15 protein-coding genes are annotated in these 16,311 nt (G+C 32.0%); all 15 read right to left on the reverse strand.

Translation table 11 applies throughout. From position 1 onward, the window contains the following. Positions 1–424 precede the first annotated feature (424 nt). Positions 425–604 carry a hypothetical protein gene (locus ABEB23_RS04930; RefSeq protein ID WP_348811302.1) on the reverse strand — a complete coding sequence of 60 codons (180 nt, stop codon included), beginning with the start codon at positions 602–604 and terminating at the stop codon, positions 425–427. 473 nt (positions 605–1,077) lie between these two features. After that, positions 1,078–2,655, reverse strand: a complete 1,578-nt coding sequence (locus ABEB23_RS04935) for an arylsulfatase (protein WP_348811304.1) — start codon at positions 2,653–2,655, stop codon at positions 1,078–1,080. A gap of 207 nt (positions 2,656–2,862) precedes the next feature. After that, positions 2,863–3,813, reverse strand: a complete 951-nt coding sequence (locus ABEB23_RS04940) for an alpha/beta fold hydrolase (RefSeq protein WP_348811305.1) — start codon at positions 3,811–3,813, stop codon at positions 2,863–2,865. Positions 3,814–4,047: 234 nt separating this feature from the next. Continuing rightward, a complete protein-coding gene (locus ABEB23_RS04945; protein WP_348811306.1) occupies positions 4,048–4,464 on the reverse strand; it encodes a PH domain-containing protein in 417 nt (138 codons plus the stop codon). Between the two features lie 218 nt (positions 4,465–4,682). Next, positions 4,683–5,642 (reverse strand): DUF6624 domain-containing protein, encoded by a 960-nt coding sequence (locus tag ABEB23_RS04950; RefSeq protein ID WP_348811308.1) that lies wholly within the window; start codon positions 5,640–5,642, stop codon positions 4,683–4,685. Positions 5,643–6,495: 853 nt separating this feature from the next. Further along, complete coding sequence (locus tag ABEB23_RS04955; RefSeq protein WP_348811309.1) at positions 6,496–6,918, reverse strand: EamA family transporter; 423 nt, start codon at positions 6,916–6,918, stop codon at positions 6,496–6,498. 6 nt (positions 6,919–6,924) lie between these two features. Next, complete coding sequence (locus ABEB23_RS04960; RefSeq protein WP_348811310.1) at positions 6,925–7,407, reverse strand: hypothetical protein; 483 nt, start codon at positions 7,405–7,407, stop codon at positions 6,925–6,927. Positions 7,408–7,608: 201 nt separating this feature from the next. Beyond that, entirely contained in the window at positions 7,609–8,163 is a 555-nt protein-coding gene (locus ABEB23_RS04965; RefSeq protein WP_348811311.1) for a toxin-antitoxin system YwqK family antitoxin, read from the reverse strand. A 276-nt stretch (positions 8,164–8,439) separates the two neighbouring features. Further along, positions 8,440–8,940: a hypothetical protein gene (locus ABEB23_RS04970; RefSeq protein ID WP_348811312.1), complete on the reverse strand. Its 501-nt coding sequence runs from the start codon at positions 8,938–8,940 to the stop codon at positions 8,440–8,442. A 260-nt stretch (positions 8,941–9,200) separates the two neighbouring features. Further along, complete coding sequence (locus ABEB23_RS04975) at positions 9,201–10,142, reverse strand: hypothetical protein (RefSeq protein WP_348811313.1); 942 nt, start codon at positions 10,140–10,142, stop codon at positions 9,201–9,203. 779 nt (positions 10,143–10,921) lie between these two features. Next, positions 10,922–12,709: an ATP-dependent nuclease gene (locus ABEB23_RS04980; RefSeq protein WP_348811314.1), complete on the reverse strand. Its 1,788-nt coding sequence runs from the start codon at positions 12,707–12,709 to the stop codon at positions 10,922–10,924. A 156-nt stretch (positions 12,710–12,865) separates the two neighbouring features. Beyond that, complete coding sequence (locus ABEB23_RS04985) at positions 12,866–13,351, reverse strand: hypothetical protein (protein WP_348811315.1); 486 nt, start codon at positions 13,349–13,351, stop codon at positions 12,866–12,868. Between the two features lie 590 nt (positions 13,352–13,941). Next, positions 13,942–14,340: a hypothetical protein gene (locus tag ABEB23_RS04990; protein WP_348811317.1), complete on the reverse strand. Its 399-nt coding sequence runs from the start codon at positions 14,338–14,340 to the stop codon at positions 13,942–13,944. A 175-nt stretch (positions 14,341–14,515) separates the two neighbouring features. Continuing rightward, a complete protein-coding gene (locus ABEB23_RS04995) occupies positions 14,516–15,082 on the reverse strand; it encodes a hypothetical protein (protein ID WP_348811318.1) in 567 nt (188 codons plus the stop codon). A gap of 429 nt (positions 15,083–15,511) precedes the next feature. Continuing rightward, positions 15,512–16,177, reverse strand: a complete 666-nt coding sequence (locus tag ABEB23_RS05000; protein WP_348811319.1) for an IS6 family transposase — start codon at positions 16,175–16,177, stop codon at positions 15,512–15,514. Positions 16,178–16,311: the final 134 nt, after the last annotated feature.

The following is a 16,311-nucleotide window of genomic DNA, read 5'->3' on the forward strand; positions in this document are numbered from 1 at the left end:
CCACTACTACAGCGGGTTTGGGATTAAATTAAGTCATTTTTCGGATTTACCACCCGAGCGATAACGAACAGGCGAAGCAAATCATCCCAAATACAAAACCAACTTTCCATAAGCCAATTGCCCAAATCCGTTGTAGTAGCTGTTGGAGGCTGGTTATCTTTTCTGATTTTTATATAAATTTCTGATAATTTCTTCTGAAATCTAACTAATTGAATTTTCTACTTTCAAGTTATTTTACTTTAAATTTCGCATCAATATATGTTAGTAACAATAAAAACAAGCAACAAAAAATGAAACTTAAAGTATTTAAATTTCAAACCTATTTTAAGTTCTTTTGTTACTTTGTAAACCAAAAAGAAAACTACAAACAAATATTGAAATTGTGAACAATCCTACTCCAATTGACATTCCAAACCTTCCCTCATCATTCGGGCTTAAGAGGTAAAACTGTAAACAACGGTCCAGCCAATGTTATACAGTTTCTGTTCCATTCGTTTTGTAATTCTCCAAAAACTGGATTTGTTCCGTTTAATGTTGCTATCATTTTGTTGCCCAAAATTTCTCCAATACTCCAATGAGATAATTCGTGTAAAATTGTACTCAAAAAAACTGCAATAAAAATTAAGAAAATGTATTTTAAATTAACTCTGTAAATCTTTTTGTAATCATATTTATCTTTTAATTAGCGAGAAACCAAATCACTATTTTTTTATTAAACTAATAAATTTAATTTTATTCTCTTTTCGGTGTTTTTTAAACTAAATGTTGATTTTAACTAGCCTACAACGTTTGGCTGCTTGATGATGTGGCGGATTAAGGAAGCTTAAAGCTTCGGATAAACACCAATTTTCCAAGTACAAAACCATCTTTAAATTAAGCCTAATCCCACCATATTGCCAAACGACGGTTACCTGCTCGTTATACGGGTAAATTGTAGAAGTATTGACAGGTTATGTAATATTTTTCTTCAAACCTTGATATTTACCATTTGTCCTGCCAATACTTTTATAGATTATTTTAATAAATTATTTCATTTCTTTTATGCCAATTCTTTCTAAACCTTAAAAATTACTTTATTTATTGTTCCCCTTTCATCAATGTTTTCATCAATTCCGAAAAATCAAAAGTAGCTGCTTTTTGTACTGGAGGAAATTCTATTAAAGACTTGATGTGCTCATTTAAGAGTTCCTGTACTGGTTCATTCAGCCATTGCTTGCGCTGTAATATATCTGACCGGTCTGTCAAGTTATCAAAGCTTTCAAAAGGATCAAAAGTTAGGTTATAAATGATTGGAAATTTTTCCTTCACGTAAGGAGCATAATAATTTTCACTGGTTTGGAAATTTAATTTCCATTGATTGATTCTAACGGCTCTAATGTCAGATTCGTGATAGTAAATAAAATTATTTCTTTTACTTTCATTTGTCTTTCCTAACCAATAATCCAGATTGTTTACACCGTCAATGTATTGCTTTCTTTCTGTTTTCATCTTTTCTGCTACGTTCGGATTCCCAGCTGCAGCGGCAAGTGTCGTGAAAATATCCATGTGTGCCTGAATACCGCTTAAAATTTGCCCTTTAGGAATCTGATTCTTCCACATTACCATCATGGGAACTCTTACTCCTCCTTCATAAGTGGTCATTTTTTCGCCTCTAAAAGGGGTTGTTCCACCATGTGCACGAGCACTATGCTCCGGGCCATTGTCTGTAGAGTAAACAACGATTGTATTTTCTAATAGCCCCATTTTTTCTAATTCATCCAACATCATTCCTACCTGCTTGTCATGCTCCATCATACCACTTCCATACATATCATGCTCAGTGGTATATGGCAATGCCAGATAGCGACTTTCTGGCTTCAGATGTGTAAACATATGCATCCGGCTTGTATTAAGCCATATAAAGAATGGCTTTTTTTCTCCTTTAGCTTTCTTAGCAAATTTAAGAGAAGCATCAATAAATTCATCATCAACCGTTTCCATTCTTTCTTTAGATAATTGCCCGGTTTTTTCTATTTTTTGTTTGCCTACTTTACCAAAGCGAGGATCAACGGTCGGATCATCTACATTTGTAGCCCAAGTATGTAGTACTTCTCGTGTTCCGTATTTTTTAAAATATTCCGGATCCTGCGGATAATCTTTCTGTTGATATTCTTCTTGTGTGTTCAAATGATATAGGTTACCATAAAACTCGTCAAACCCATGTACCGTTGGCAAATGTTCATTCCTGTCGCCCAGGTGGTTTTTGCCAAATTGACCAGTAGCATACCCTTGTGCTTTTAACACTTCAGCAAGTGTAGGTGATTCTTTTTTTAACCCTAGTTCAGCACCTGGTCTTCCAACAGTTGTCATCCCGCTCCTTATAGGGTATTGGCCTGTAATTAAGGCTGCACGACCTGCAGTGCATGAGGGTTGGGCATAATGGTCGGTAAACATAATGCCCTCACGTGCAATCCGATCAATATTAGGAGTTCTGTAACCCATTGTTCCCAATCCATAAGCGCTGACATTTTGCCAACCTACATCATCGGGGAAAATGATTAAAATGTTAGGTTTCTCCGCATTTGATAAAGACGCTCCATTTTTAGGCTGCTGTGCATGGCAAATAACAGAAATTGCCATAAAAAATAGTGTTGCGATTTTACTTTTTCGACTCATACTTTGTTTTTTTAATTGTTAGACATTTTTTATCAAAGAATTCACTTAATTTCTAGGCTTTTAATGGCTTGCAGGTAACGTCCCGCTACTATCGGATTTGGGACTAAATTAAGCCCCTTATTCGGATTGGCAAAACATCACACATACAAACCAACTTCCTATTAAGCCAATTACCCAAATCCGCTGTAGTAGCTGTTGTGCGTTCGTTCATTTAAATGTTTCCGGTAAAACTTTTTCTATAATGGTTTGCTGGAAAAAATCGGGCTCAGTATAAGGCACCGTATGTTCCGACTTCTCAAACCAACAAAAATGTTTGTTTTTTGCATCGAGCTTCTGGTAATAGCTGTATGTCAGTTCGTGGTTTGTTTGATAGTCATTCCTACCAGCAAAGAAATAGATTGGACATTGAAGTGTCCGAATTTTTTTTCTAAAGTCAATATTGCTTGCTTCTCTGAACAACATGAACATTGAGTTAGGGAATTCGTCAAACGATTTTCTTAGTTCTGCGTCAGAAACTGGATTATTGCCGAAAGAAAACAACCATTTTCGTTGGTAATACACTTGGTCCTTGTTTTCGAACGGGATTTTTATACGCGACAATTCAGCAAGGGCGGTTTGATTATTCTTTGTTGTTGCCTGCTCTTTTAATCTTTGTAGTAACAGCTGTTCACTTTTATTTTGATTTACTAACTGACTTACTGCAACATAAGCATATAAAAGTGCAGGATATTGGTGAGCCATTTTTATTCCCAATACCGTTCCCCAGGAAAAGCCTACCAAGTATAACTTTGGACGATTAAAGCGGTGTAGTAAATATGTGATTAACTCATGTGTATCTTGCTGATACCTTTCAATCGTCAGTAGTTCGGGAGATGCATTTAACTGAACTGTTTTCCCTGATTCTCGCTGATCCCAAATGACAACGACGAATTGTTCACGTAATTTTTTAGTAAAATAATCTTTATACTCCATGTCAGACTCGCCTGGTCCACCACTTAAAAAAAGTAACAGCGGTTTTGAAGCATCCTTGGTAGAAATATTTATCCATTGCTTGATTCCGCCAATGTTTACAGCCATTGAAGTATCAATAGCCGTTTGAGCAAATACTCTTCCCGAATAAAATATGATAAGTATGATAAAAAATTTGAAAAAACGCATATGTTATTTTTTTAGTTTCGGAATGACGCACAACGTTCTGGGACTACAGCGGGTTTGGGACTAAATTAAGCCCTATTTACGGATTTGCCACCCGAGTGATAGCGAACAGGCGAAGCAAATCATCCCAAATACAAAAACAACTTCCCATTAAGCCAATTACCAAAATCTGTTGTAGTAGCTGTTGGCGGTAGTGCTATTATTCATCAAGGTTTTATACACTGTTTATTTCCTTTTTTATTTATTCTTTCGGTAATTGACTTCAATAGTTGGGTTTATTATTTTTAAATCTTCAAGAAACGCTTTTTTGTCTTTTGGAGAAATAAGAATACTGTCAAATTTATTATAAACTATTTCTAATCTATCAATTGAGCCGGCTGGTGAACTTAATGGATTATATGTTTCTGAAATTTTTCGGATTGTTTTAATGTCAATATCTTTGCTTCCAAAAAAGCCACATTTAATATTTAAGTTTTCTTTTTCAATTGTATATTTTATAGATAGGAAAGTATAGCAGATAAAAACTGATGTTAATATAATAATAAATAAACCCACCCATTTTTTTTCAATGACTAATGTATAAATTATCCAGCTAAATAATACTGAAATTGGGATTATTAATTCAATTCCAAGTTTTGATTTATATACTTTCATTTTATTTAATTTTATATTCGTCATTTTTTCAATTCTGCGGGCGTATTACTGCCAACGTTCTGGTACTACAGCAGGTTTTGGGATTCAAATTAAGCCTTATTTTCGGATTTGCCACCCGAGCGATAGCGAACAGCCGAAGCAAATCATCACAAATACAAAACCATTTTTCCATTAAGCCAATTGCCCTAATCCGTTGTAGTAGCTGTTGTGTGCTGTGTTTATTTTTTAGGTTTACTCATTTTTTCAATTTCAGGCAAATCTTTTTTATATTGTTCTACATCCCATTTTATTTGCCATTTACTTACATAATCAGCCATTGGTTGTAGACCAATTTCAGCTCTCCTTTTATCTACGTTGTCGGGATCTTCAAGTATTGATACATAATACTTATTTGTTTCTTTGTCTTTTCCAATTTGGCTTCCGTAAATTTGTTTTTTGCCTTGTCTTAAGGCAACTCTGTCTTCCAATAATGCTAAATTGGCACCACTTGCATTACCCTTTTTAACAGCTTCTTGCATCATAGGAAGATATTTTTGTTGCGTTTGTAAATCAGCATGTTGAATTACAAGAAAGAGTGTCTTATTTGCCTCTTCACCTACAACATCTTTACCTACCCATCCTTTAGTATCTAAAATTTTAGTGACTTTAATTAAATTTAAACTGTCTTTATAATTCAATATTTTTCCGATACTGTCTATTTTTTTTCTATCTGGATTGGGGTTATTATATACTGACATAAATTTAATTCGCATTCCCTGATCTTCCTCATAAATAGAAAGCAACTCTTTTTGTAGTGGTTTATCATAATTAACTTCCATAATCTCCATTTTTTTCTCCAGTTTTATAATTAATTCCTTCCATTCATTTTTAGAATGTAGGGAAGTTAAGTCACTGTCAATTTTTAAATGTGTTCTGTTTACGTATCCATTTTGTACGGATAAGTTAAGCCAATCGAAAGCTTTGCTATTGTCATTTGCCAAAGCAGCAGCGCAGGCACCATTGTATAGATGAGACGGATTTGCATGTTCTATTTTAAAGGCTTTTTCAAAGTAATCTCTTGAAATTTTGTACTCTTTTGCCTTATAACACGAATCACCTTTTTTTATTAAATCTTTATAATTTTGCCCATAGGAAGTGATAAATATTGCAAAAAAAGCTAGAAGAGTAATTTTTTTCATGTTTTTAATTGTTTAATTAATTTTTTAAGGATATAGCCACCAACGTCAGTCTGTGAAAAAACCTCCGTTATATCACCACCAAATATAGCAAAATACTTGTATAAAAAGAGGATTATTCTTATTTTTAAGCATGCACCACATCGCCGGAGTTTCCCGCCAACAAATGCGTTTTTCAAGTTTAGAAGACACTATAAGTCCCGAAAATTAGCTGAATACTGTAGTACTTACAGGAATATTAACCTAAGTTATTTTTACTGCTACTACTCTCCTATTACTTCACACCATTCCATCTCTCAAAGATAAAATGGCAATTCTCCTAAATTCTAATACTCCCGAATTGACAAGTTTTAATGCGGAATTGACAAGTGCCATTAAATAGTAAAAAACCGAGAATGCAAAATTCTCTTAAAAATTCATTCAATTCTTTTATAATTCTCGAAAGCAATATTGGATTCTAAATACATTCACTAAAGTCGGGAGACTTTTATCATATTTACGGTTTTGAAGTACTTTAAAAAAAAAAGCAAAGTCGTGAGATTTTGCGGAGCGGGACAAAAAGTTGTTTCCAACTTTTTCAACAAGCCGTTGGAACGGAATTTTATACTCGAAAAACAACCAACATATAACCCTCTCAAAAGTTGTGAATAACTGGATGCTTTACATAGGAGTAGCTGTTACTGGCTGGTTGTTTCTAGCTGATATTCCAATTAATAACCGATTCTAATCCAATTTTCGGCAGGCTCAAAACCCAATTCTTGCCCAAATTTTAGCTAATTTTATTCCCTTTTATTATCGGTTTTCAGCCTATTATTGACTGATTAAAATCCCAATACTAGTACAAATCTTCACCCAATTATTTTGTTTGTTTTTTTCTCTTTAAATATGTCAAAACAATCAGAGATATAGAGAGCAAGATTGTTATACCAAACTTTGAGTTTGAAAATGAGTAATAACCTGTTGATATCTGGAACAGATATGTAAGAATAGGAATTACTGTTATTATTATTGATGCGTATAATGGATTTAAAGTTTTTAAGGCTTTTTGTAGCAGATAAAGAGGAAGAGCCATTGAAACCAATGCTAATGCTAAAAGTTCAAGAAGAACAATTGGTTTTAGTTGAAGTTGGGGTTTATTCAAGATAATAATTATAAGTGAAATGATTAGCAAGCCATAAAACCTTAATGAAACTACTAAAGAAGCAGGTAGGTTTTTATCCGCCAATTTTTTAGAGATTTTCATAATAAAAGCAGCACTAACACCTCCGATTACTGTCACTAAAGCTCAATATTTCAATATTTGAGAAGTATTAGTTTCACTCATATCTTTAGAGACAAGTAATAACATTAAAATAAATATTGCCAATAGAAGTATGGCAATTATAAGATTATTTTTTTTGCTTTCTTTTGATTTTTTTAGCTCAAGAATAAATAGGTTAATAGGAATAGCTCCAAGAAATAAACACGAAAACACAGCAGGACTTAAAACTTTTAAACTGTAAAATATAATAAACCAAATTATAGCATTAAGAAAATTCAGCCATAAAATCGATTTTTTATTTTCCTTTATCAGAGAAATATTTTTAGATAATTCTCCGAAATTTAGAATCGAAAAAAATATTATTGTAAATATTGAAGAGTAAAATAGAGTAACGATAGGACTTATTGACCTAGTAGTGTGGTTTACAAAAACATTAGAAATAGCACTCGCAATAACGTAAAAAAATATAAATAAACTTCCATTTGTAACCAATTTTTTATGTGTCATTTTTTGTTTAAGGATAAATCTCAGTTTTAGTTACTTTTTTCGTTGATTCTTTTATTGTATTTCCGTTCACTTTCTCAACTAGCCAGCCACTTTGAGATGGCTGGAAGTTCGTAACCGCTCAGTTTTCGGTTAACGAAAACCTGATGCGAAACTGTAATTCCACTAAACTCCAGCTAGCTCAAAATGGCTGTTGGCAGATCATTATTTTATATATTTTCCATCTCTAAAGTTTTGAACTTCTAGTAAATTGCCATCTACATCAAATAAATTTAGTGTTCCATTTCCGTCTTTTAATGTACCTCTATCTAATTGCTTTCCATTTCCATCAAAACAATTAATTATCGTTATTAGTTTTCCATCAGTATATAATCTTTCTGTATATATTTTACCATTAGTATGATACCAATTCCATTGACCAATTAATTTTCCATTATCTAATTTTCCAATTCCTTCTTTATTTCCGTTTTCGTAGAAAAACTTCCATTCTCCATCTTGTTTTCCATTATTAAATTTACCGATCTGGTGCAATTTACCATTTTCGTGAAAAATTTTCCAAACACCAATTTCTTTTCCATTAAGATATTTTCCTTTTTGAAATATCTTTCCGTTTTTATGATAAAATTTCCAATTTCCACTTTTTAAATCACTTGATGTTCTCCCGATTTTTTTTAATTCACCACTGTCATAAGTTTCTTTTGTCAGTTTACAAGAAACAAGTAATAAAGTCGTAATAATTACGATAATAATTTTTTTCATTAATTAATCTTAATTTTTCTACGTTTCGTTTTATAATGTCTGCCAACGTTCCCGCGCTACACGCAGTTTGGGACTAAATTAATCCCTGTTTTCGGATTTGCCAAATCATCCCAAATACAAAACCATCTTTCCATTAAGCCTATTGCCCAAATCCGTTGTAGTAGCTGTTAGCGGTTCGGTTGTTTATTTATAAAGTTTATCTATTCCAATTTTCAATTCAGTTCGCTTACCAGATAACAACTTTTATGCTCTTTAAAGAGATGATGTATCTACATATCAGTAACGTTTCGGTTTTATTGCATAACTATTACAATTACAATCGCTTTTTATCATTTTATTCAAAATTATTTTTTGAAATCTATTTTCAATTTCTTTTGCCTCTGATTTGCTTAAATCGTCAAAATACAACCATCGTGGTGTTCCTCCTTTCATTCTAAAAACCGATCTTATAGAAGTACTAGCGATATTTTTTAATTTAGGACTTGATCCTAATACCGTAACGTAATACATTTCTTCTTCAAAATCGCTATTGCCTTTTAAGTAAAAAACTTTTCCCTTTAAAAAGCCATAACCTATATCTTCCCAATTGTCATACTTCTTCCATTTTTCTGGTACTACTAAATATTTAGAACTTTCCTTAAATTTATCTAAGCATATATTTAATTTTTCTTCACTGCACTTAAATTCATATATGGATCCACTACCTAAAGTACCAGCTATTTTATCATTACAACTGACTAACAACAATATCACACTCGCTATTATCACTTTTTTCATTTTATTTTTTTTGTTCTTCAATTAAATTAAAAGCTGTAATAAAATTATATGCTGTAGTTAATGTTACTAAATCATTTCATTGTTACTCAATTTTTGCTCAACTGACCGCTAACGTTCTCGCGCTACAGCGGGTTTGGGACTAAATTAAGCCCTATTCTCGGATTTGTCACCCGAGCGATAGCGAATAGGCGAAGCAAATCATCCCAAAAACAAAACCAACTTTCCATTAAGCCAATTGCCCAAATCCGTTGTAGCGTGTGTTAGCCGTTGTTTTTCTTTATAGAACTAAACTTTCTTTCATATTTTTTGTTTTCTAAAAACGGAAATATTCTCTCTCCTTTTTCATTTTCGCCTTTAAATGTTTGATATAAGGAGTTTTCCGGATTCGATTTTGCATTTCTCTTTGTGTTCTCAAAATCAAAAACTCTCGTTACTGAATTTATAAATTGTTTTCTTTCACCATCGTTTATATTTTCAATCCATCTATTTTGCTCCAATGAAATTATTAATTCACAAAATTCCTGTTGACTTCCTAACCACTTTATTTGTTTGATATTACTATCTACATAAGTAGTTTTATATTCTGTTTGACTAATGTCTATAATAACAGTTAATATTTTGAGCCTTTGTTCGATAAAGTCGATTAACATTTTTGTGATGATATCAGATATTTTTTTCGTCAAAGATATATTCCAAAATATACTAATCTGTTTTGTTTCATCATTAAGAACGCTTTTATATCTATTCAATAGATTCATTAAAATAATCTTTTCGTCATCTATATTAGTAAAGAAATGTAGTGCCTTTGTGTTATTTAGAACTTTATCATAATTGTATACAAAATGATGAAGTAATTCACTAACATAATCATCAATTAAAAATTTGAAATCATCGGCATCTCCAAAATCCTTTCTCTTTTCCTTTAATTCATTTACCGTTTCATTACTGACTTTAGTGTCATTAGTTCCTAACTCATAATAAAGTGAAATTAATTCTGTAGAATGGATTGATATACCAATTTCATCTGTTGAGCTTACAATGTCATATGGAAATACTTGAAAAACCTCATTGTATTTTTCAATAATATAGGTTTTTGTAAAATTATTTATCAAGCCTCTTTTTAATAAAATAGCTTTTGAATTATCAATTTCTTGAGTAATTTCTATGGCTTGTTCTTGGAAATAAAATGTGTGTGTTATCATTTTTTTTTATGTAAATGAACGGGAAATTATAATTTTGGACAATTACCATCGAATTACGGTAGATCAAAATAACGACTAACTTGTGTATAGGTCTGACAAAATCAGACCTATACACCCAAAAACGGGCAGATAGGTCTGATGAGTATCATTCCTTTTGGTATTGCTAAAATAGAGAAAAATTCTTATGAAATCATCAAAAGTATTTTTTATTTAGTCAATTTTTCTTACCTATCAAGGGGCATTAAAAATAAACTCTCAGCATCTTTTTTACGCTTTCATCCTACCCTTCCAACTCCGATGAAAACCCCTATCCCTCAGTCACTCATATATCTTTCCTCACTGGTAAAGTCCTGGAAAATAAACAACCACTACCCTACTGTTTTATACCATTTCATCCTTTAAAGATAAAATTCCGGTATTTAGGTTTATTAAATTCTAATCCTCCCGAATTGACAAGTTTTAATCCGGAATTGACAAGTATCATTAAATAGAAAAAGAGGACTATAAATCCTCTTGATATTCTTTTTAAAACTTTACGATAACTCGAAAGTACTAACGACAGGTATCTTGTTGTGCAGTCCCGAGTTTATCAAAGGATTCAACGCGAGTTTATCTCACTTGCATTTATTTTCATGTGAGTTCGATGATTTGAATTCATTGTTCGGATTTGCCACCCGAGCGATAGCGAACAGGCGAAGCAAATCATTCCAAATACAAAACCAACTTTCCATTATGCCTATTGCCCAAATCCGTTGTAGTAGCTGTTACCTGCAGTAATTTTATGCTAAAACTGCTTTAATACTTTCTTCTAATTCCTCTACAGATTTCCATTCGGTACAATTAATTGGAGTTTCTGATTCAAAGTTTATTAACGCTTTCAGTAAGGTTTCAACAATATTAAATAAATCTTCATTCTCTTCTAATTTTTTTAATGCGTTATATGGTTTTTCTTCTTCAGCAACTTCTCCAAAATATGCTTCTTCAAAATTGGGTAATGATGCTAGTAATCTAGTCGATGTCCCTTCTGGCTTTGAATTAATTGCTTCTAATATATTAGGATTATTTCCCCATGCAGGATTTGCCATTTCCTTTCCTGCTTTTGTAGTTATTCTTGGCCTGTCACAGTCATGTAATACTGAATAATCAGAGCCGAAATGATTTAATATTTTAATCAACGAAACTATTGTGGCTTTTCCTCTCGCTCTAATAATGTTAATATTATTGTACAAATCAGGTTTTTGTCTTTTAACATAGTTAAATGCTGTATACTCGGTGTCACCTTCAACTACAATAACTTTACCGCCAAAGAAAAATTCGGCAACATAAGGATCACATAAATTTAAAAGTTTTAAGTTTCTTTTGTCATCTTCACTTAGCTTTACTTTATCTGGTCTAAATACTGTTGTGCCTCTAATTTCACCATTTTGAGTTTTTTCAACCTTAATAATTGTTGTGTTGTCTTTTGAAAAGTCTATAAAAATTGGAGAGTGAGTTGTTACCATTACTTGCCAATTACCTGTCACAGGTAATTCATATAATAAATTACAAGCTTCACGAATTGCATTAGGATGCAAACATATTTCTGGTTCGTCAATAAGTAATAAATGTGGTCTAGAAATTGAACCTTCAGGTTTTGCTTTCTGATTATTTTCAGATATAAATTTAATTGCCGTCCATAGGAGTGTTCGTCTAGCTCCACTTCCTTGTCTGTCAATTGTACTTAAATATCCATCTCTAGGTCCCATAAGTAATTGCGCATCTGCTTTAAATAAATTTATTGCATTATCTAAATTATCTTCCGCTTTCGCATCAAAATCAATTTTATAATTTGGGAATACTTTACTAATTAAATTAGTCAATTCTGTGTTGACTTCATCAATTTGTTCCTGTGCCTCTTCAAGAATTCTCTTTTGTAAGTCCTTTACTTGTCTTATTAATTTCTGATAATCATTTTCTTCTTCTCCTTCCTCGTTATTTGCAGTTTTATAGTTCTTAACTCTTTCATTTAGAGCTTGCATTAATAATTTTTTAATTTCTTCAGCTTGCTTCTCTGGAGAATCAAAAGCATCAACTTTATGAGGTTCTGGCCTTCTAGAATTTGCAACGTTAGGCGCACCCCAAGGTACATTTTCGCTCCATTCTTGTGATGCAACATCCCATCCTTGTCTAATCGGTTTTCCTTCACTTTTCCAAGTAAATTTTTCCTTTACGATAAAATCACCATTTTCAATGGTTTCTATCCATTTATCTCCGGGAGCATTATCAAAAACTCTTGTATGTATTTCAATTTCAGGTAAGTTTTCTGGGTCAATTTTATTGTGAGGAAAATCTTCAAGAGCTAAATTTGCTTTTGCAGAACCTTGAGACATTGCTAATTCATAGGCTCTTAGAATTGAACTTTTTCCGACATTATTTGCTCCAACTAGAACAACAATTTCATTCAAGTCTAATTCAACAGGAGTGGAACCAATACATCTATAATTTTTTATTACTAATTTGGTTAGTTTGGGTTTAGGTACCTCAGGATTTTCAGAGACCAAAGAGATTTCTGCTTTTGCTTTTGCCATTTATTTGAGTTTTCTTGGTTAATTATTGCAGGTAACGTTCTCGCGCTACACGCAGGCTGGGATTAAGAAAGCCTAAACTTTCGGTTAAAAACTATTTTTTCAAATACAAAACCATCTTCAAATTTTGCCAATTGCCTAGCTTGCTTGTAGCGTGTGTTAGCAGTAGTTGTTTATATAATCCGTAATTTCATTTTTAAGAGATTCAAATTTTTCCAATTCTTCTCTAACAAACTTAGATTCTAATTTTCCAGAAGAACTCATCACTTCAATCTTATCATCGAAACTATTTAGTTTATATTCCGCTCCTCCTTCCGAATCTTCAATTTTCTCTATATCAAAGTGTACTAAAATTGGTATGTGAGCAAAAGAGTTACGAATTGAGGAGAGTTTCATAATTTTATCGATTATTTTACGGTCGAAATTCTCAATATTTCCTAAAATTTTGATTTTTCCTCCGACAGAAATTATGGATGAATTTAAAATTATTTTTTTGAATTTGTCTTTGTCTATAGGTTCAAAGTAATGTATAATTATATCATTTATTTTTGACTCAATTTTATTCATTTCATTAATCACCCAACCTCGTATTTCTTCAATATTACGATCAGAAATAGTTGTTTTATAAGAGCTTTTAAATTCCATTTTAACGATTTTTTACAATTACTGCTAACTTATATATAGGTCTGACAAAATCAGACCTATACGCCCAAAAATGGGAAGATAGGTCTGACGAGTATCATTCCTTTTGACATTGCTAAAATAGAGAATAACTCTTATAAAATTATCAAAAGTACTTTTTATTTAGTCAATTTTTCTTACCAATCAAGGGGCAATAAAAATAAACTCTCAGCATCTTTTTTACGCCTTCATCCTACCCTTCCAACTCCGATTAAAACCCTTATCCAACAATTACTCATAAACCTTCACTCTCTGCTAAAGTCCTAAAAAATAAACAACCATTCCTTTATTGTTTCACACCATTCCATTCTTCAAAGATAAAATGCATTTCCGGTATAAAGTATCCTAAACTTTAATACTCCTGAATGGACAAGTTTTGATACGGAATGGACAAGTGCATTTAAATTTAAAAAGAGGACTATAAATCCTCTTGATATTCTCTTTAAAAACGTTACGATAACTCGGCGAACAGGCGAAGCAAATCATCCCAAATACAAAACCAACTTCCCATTAAGCCAATTGCCCAAATCCTTTGTAGTAGCTCTTAGTTGTAGTTACTTTACTTTTTGCCATTTACCTTTTAAGTTTTTCGGCCATTCTTCTACAGCTTTTAATGAATCCCTAATTTCTTTTGGAATGTCAAAACAATCTATAAATATAATACTATCATTACGTCTAATTAAACACTTATTACTATTTGCCTTTTTTTCAAAATAGTCGTTTTTACGAACTATACTTTGAAGTACAGTGTCGACAGCTATATAATTTGAGTTGCCAGATTTCGACATTACTTTTAAAGTTATATTTCCGCCTTTATAAATTTCAATATTTTCTACAATACCATTTATCATCATTGGAAGATTTTCATCTTCATATACATCTTTCATGGTTAAAGAATTACAGGAAAGAAATAAAATTAAAAATGTTATTAGAGATAAATATATTAATTTCATTTTCAAGTGATTTTAGAATTGTCTTGTGTAATTGCAACTAACGTTTGGTCGCTTGGCGATGTGGAGGATTAGGGAAGCCTAAACTTTCGGTTAATGACTAATTGTTACAAGTATAAAACCATCTTTAAATTAAGCCTAAATCCGCCATATTGCCAAACGGCGGTTAGCGGTAGTGTTAATCCTTTTCAATGTCTAATTCTTTAAGCTTTTCGTCATTAAAAAAATGGTCGAAAACTGTATCATCTTCGTGGAGATATGAATTTAGTATATCAAAATTTTGTCTAGTAAGAATGACTTTAGTAGTATATGTTGCAAACTTTTCGGAGTCATAAATTTCATCAATTTGCTTAACACCCGTGTTTGCAGCTTTATCTTTAAATAGATTCCCTTCTTCTTCTTCTGAAGACACAAAAAAACTTCCATGAATTATATCGTTTCTTTTTTCAATTATTTTTTTAGAATGAGTAAATAGTTTTTCAACAGCTTTAAGCCTTTTTGGATTTTCCTCATAGTGTAAAGCGAGTAAACTTCTTAGTTTTTGATGAAGCGGTGATGCTGTTTGGTCATGCAATAGTATTCTCAAATATTTAAAATCTTCAAGACCTTGCAATTTCAGCAATGAAAAAATACAAATCTTGATAGACAATGTTAATTGCTCAAATTCAATTGCAAATTTTCCATAATCATGATAAATACTTTTTGAAGTTTCAGTAAGGTTCTTTTTTATTTCGTTCTGTTTCATTTTTATGTCTTTAAGTATAGATTGCAAACATTACCGCTAACGTCAGTCTGTGAAAAAACGGCCGTTGTATCATCACCAAATATAACAAAATACTTGTATAAAAAGAGGATTATTCTTATTTTTAAGCATGCAGCACATCACCGGAATTTCCCACCAACAAATGCGTTTTTCAAGTTTAAATGACATTATAAGTCCCGATAATTACCTGAATACTTTAGTAGTTACAGGAATGTAAAACTGAGTTGTTTTACTACTGCTATACTCCTATTTATTTCGCACCATTCCATCCCTCAAAGATAAAATGGCAATTCCGGTATTAAGGTTTATTAAATTCTAATACTCCCGAATTGACAAGTTTTAATCCAGAATTGACAAGGGTTCTGTCGCATCTGTTTTATTAAAACATGTTAAGTTGGTAATATTGTAAAGTTATGCGACTAAAGAACAGAATGATTTAAACATAGTTATCCCAGGATTACTTATTTGTTTTTTTCTCAGCATGTGCAGAACCTCAATTCCACTAAGAGTTCTCTTTGCAGATTCAAAATTTTTAAATCCCAATCCATTTAAAATCCTCCATTTAATAAAACGATGATCTTGTTCAACTATGTTATTAAGGTATTTACATTGCCGGATTGCTATTTTAGAAAATGAACGATCGTTATAAACTTTAATCGCGCTAATATTTGAGCTACTCTTGTCAATATTTATTAACCGGGGTTTGCAGTTGTTGTTGATCGCTTTGATTAAAAATGACTGAGCACTCATCCTTTTTCTTCTTTTAGTTAATAGAAAATCAACCGTATTACCCAATGTATCAACTGCTCGGTACAAATAACACCACTGTCCTTTAATCTTAATATACGTTTCATCCATCCTCCAACTATTTCCAACTCTTAGTTTACGTTTGTTCATTTGCATCTCCATTAATGGTGCGAACTTATATACCCAGCGTTGAATGGTTGCATGGTCAACCTGAACTCCACGCATTTTCATTATCTCTTCAACATCCCGATAACTTAAAGTAAACCTAAGCTTGAAATATACTGCCTGCAGAATAATAGACTTTGGATAACAATGACCTTTTGTATTCATTAATTTGAGAATTTAATAAAAGCAAAGGTAAAATTTAACTTTAGATGCGACAGAGCCTCCATCTATTCCTATAAATTTTATATTTTTCTTCCTGCCTTTTTTCTTAGCGACTTCCCATGCTTGAAGTGCAATAT

This window comes from Flavobacterium maritimum (assembly GCF_040049085.1).
In the GTDB taxonomy this organism is placed as follows: domain Bacteria; phylum Bacteroidota; class Bacteroidia; order Flavobacteriales; family Flavobacteriaceae; genus Flavobacterium; species Flavobacterium maritimum.

Bases quoted from the DNA above. Each gene is read 5' to 3' on its own strand.
- ABEB23_RS04975 (WP_348811313.1), bottom strand. From the start codon at position 10,142: ATGATAACACACACATTTTATTTCCAAGAACAAGCCATAGAAATTACT.
- ABEB23_RS04940 (WP_348811305.1), bottom strand. From the start codon at position 3,813: ATGCGTTTTTTCAAATTTTTTATCATACTTATCATATTTTATTCGGGA.
- ABEB23_RS04970 (WP_348811312.1), bottom strand. From the start codon at position 8,940: ATGAAAAAAGTGATAATAGCGAGTGTGATATTGTTGTTAGTCAGTTGT.
- ABEB23_RS04980 (WP_348811314.1), bottom strand. From the start codon at position 12,709: ATGGCAAAAGCAAAAGCAGAAATCTCTTTGGTCTCTGAAAATCCTGAG.
- ABEB23_RS04985 (WP_348811315.1), bottom strand. From the start codon at position 13,351: ATGGAATTTAAAAGCTCTTATAAAACAACTATTTCTGATCGTAATATT.
- ABEB23_RS04950 (WP_348811308.1), bottom strand. From the start codon at position 5,642: ATGAAAAAAATTACTCTTCTAGCTTTTTTTGCAATATTTATCACTTCC.
- ABEB23_RS04960 (WP_348811310.1), bottom strand. From the start codon at position 7,407: ATGACACATAAAAAATTGGTTACAAATGGAAGTTTATTTATATTTTTT.
- ABEB23_RS04995 (WP_348811318.1), bottom strand. From the start codon at position 15,082: ATGAAACAGAACGAAATAAAAAAGAACCTTACTGAAACTTCAAAAAGT.
- ABEB23_RS04965 (WP_348811311.1), bottom strand. From the start codon at position 8,163: ATGAAAAAAATTATTATCGTAATTATTACGACTTTATTACTTGTTTCT.
- ABEB23_RS04990 (WP_348811317.1), bottom strand. From the start codon at position 14,340: ATGAAATTAATATATTTATCTCTAATAACATTTTTAATTTTATTTCTT.
- ABEB23_RS05000 (WP_348811319.1), bottom strand. From the start codon at position 16,177: ATGAATACAAAAGGTCATTGTTATCCAAAGTCTATTATTCTGCAGGCA.
- ABEB23_RS04935 (WP_348811304.1), bottom strand. From the start codon at position 2,655: ATGAGTCGAAAAAGTAAAATCGCAACACTATTTTTTATGGCAATTTCT.
- ABEB23_RS04945 (WP_348811306.1), bottom strand. From the start codon at position 4,464: ATGAAAGTATATAAATCAAAACTTGGAATTGAATTAATAATCCCAATT.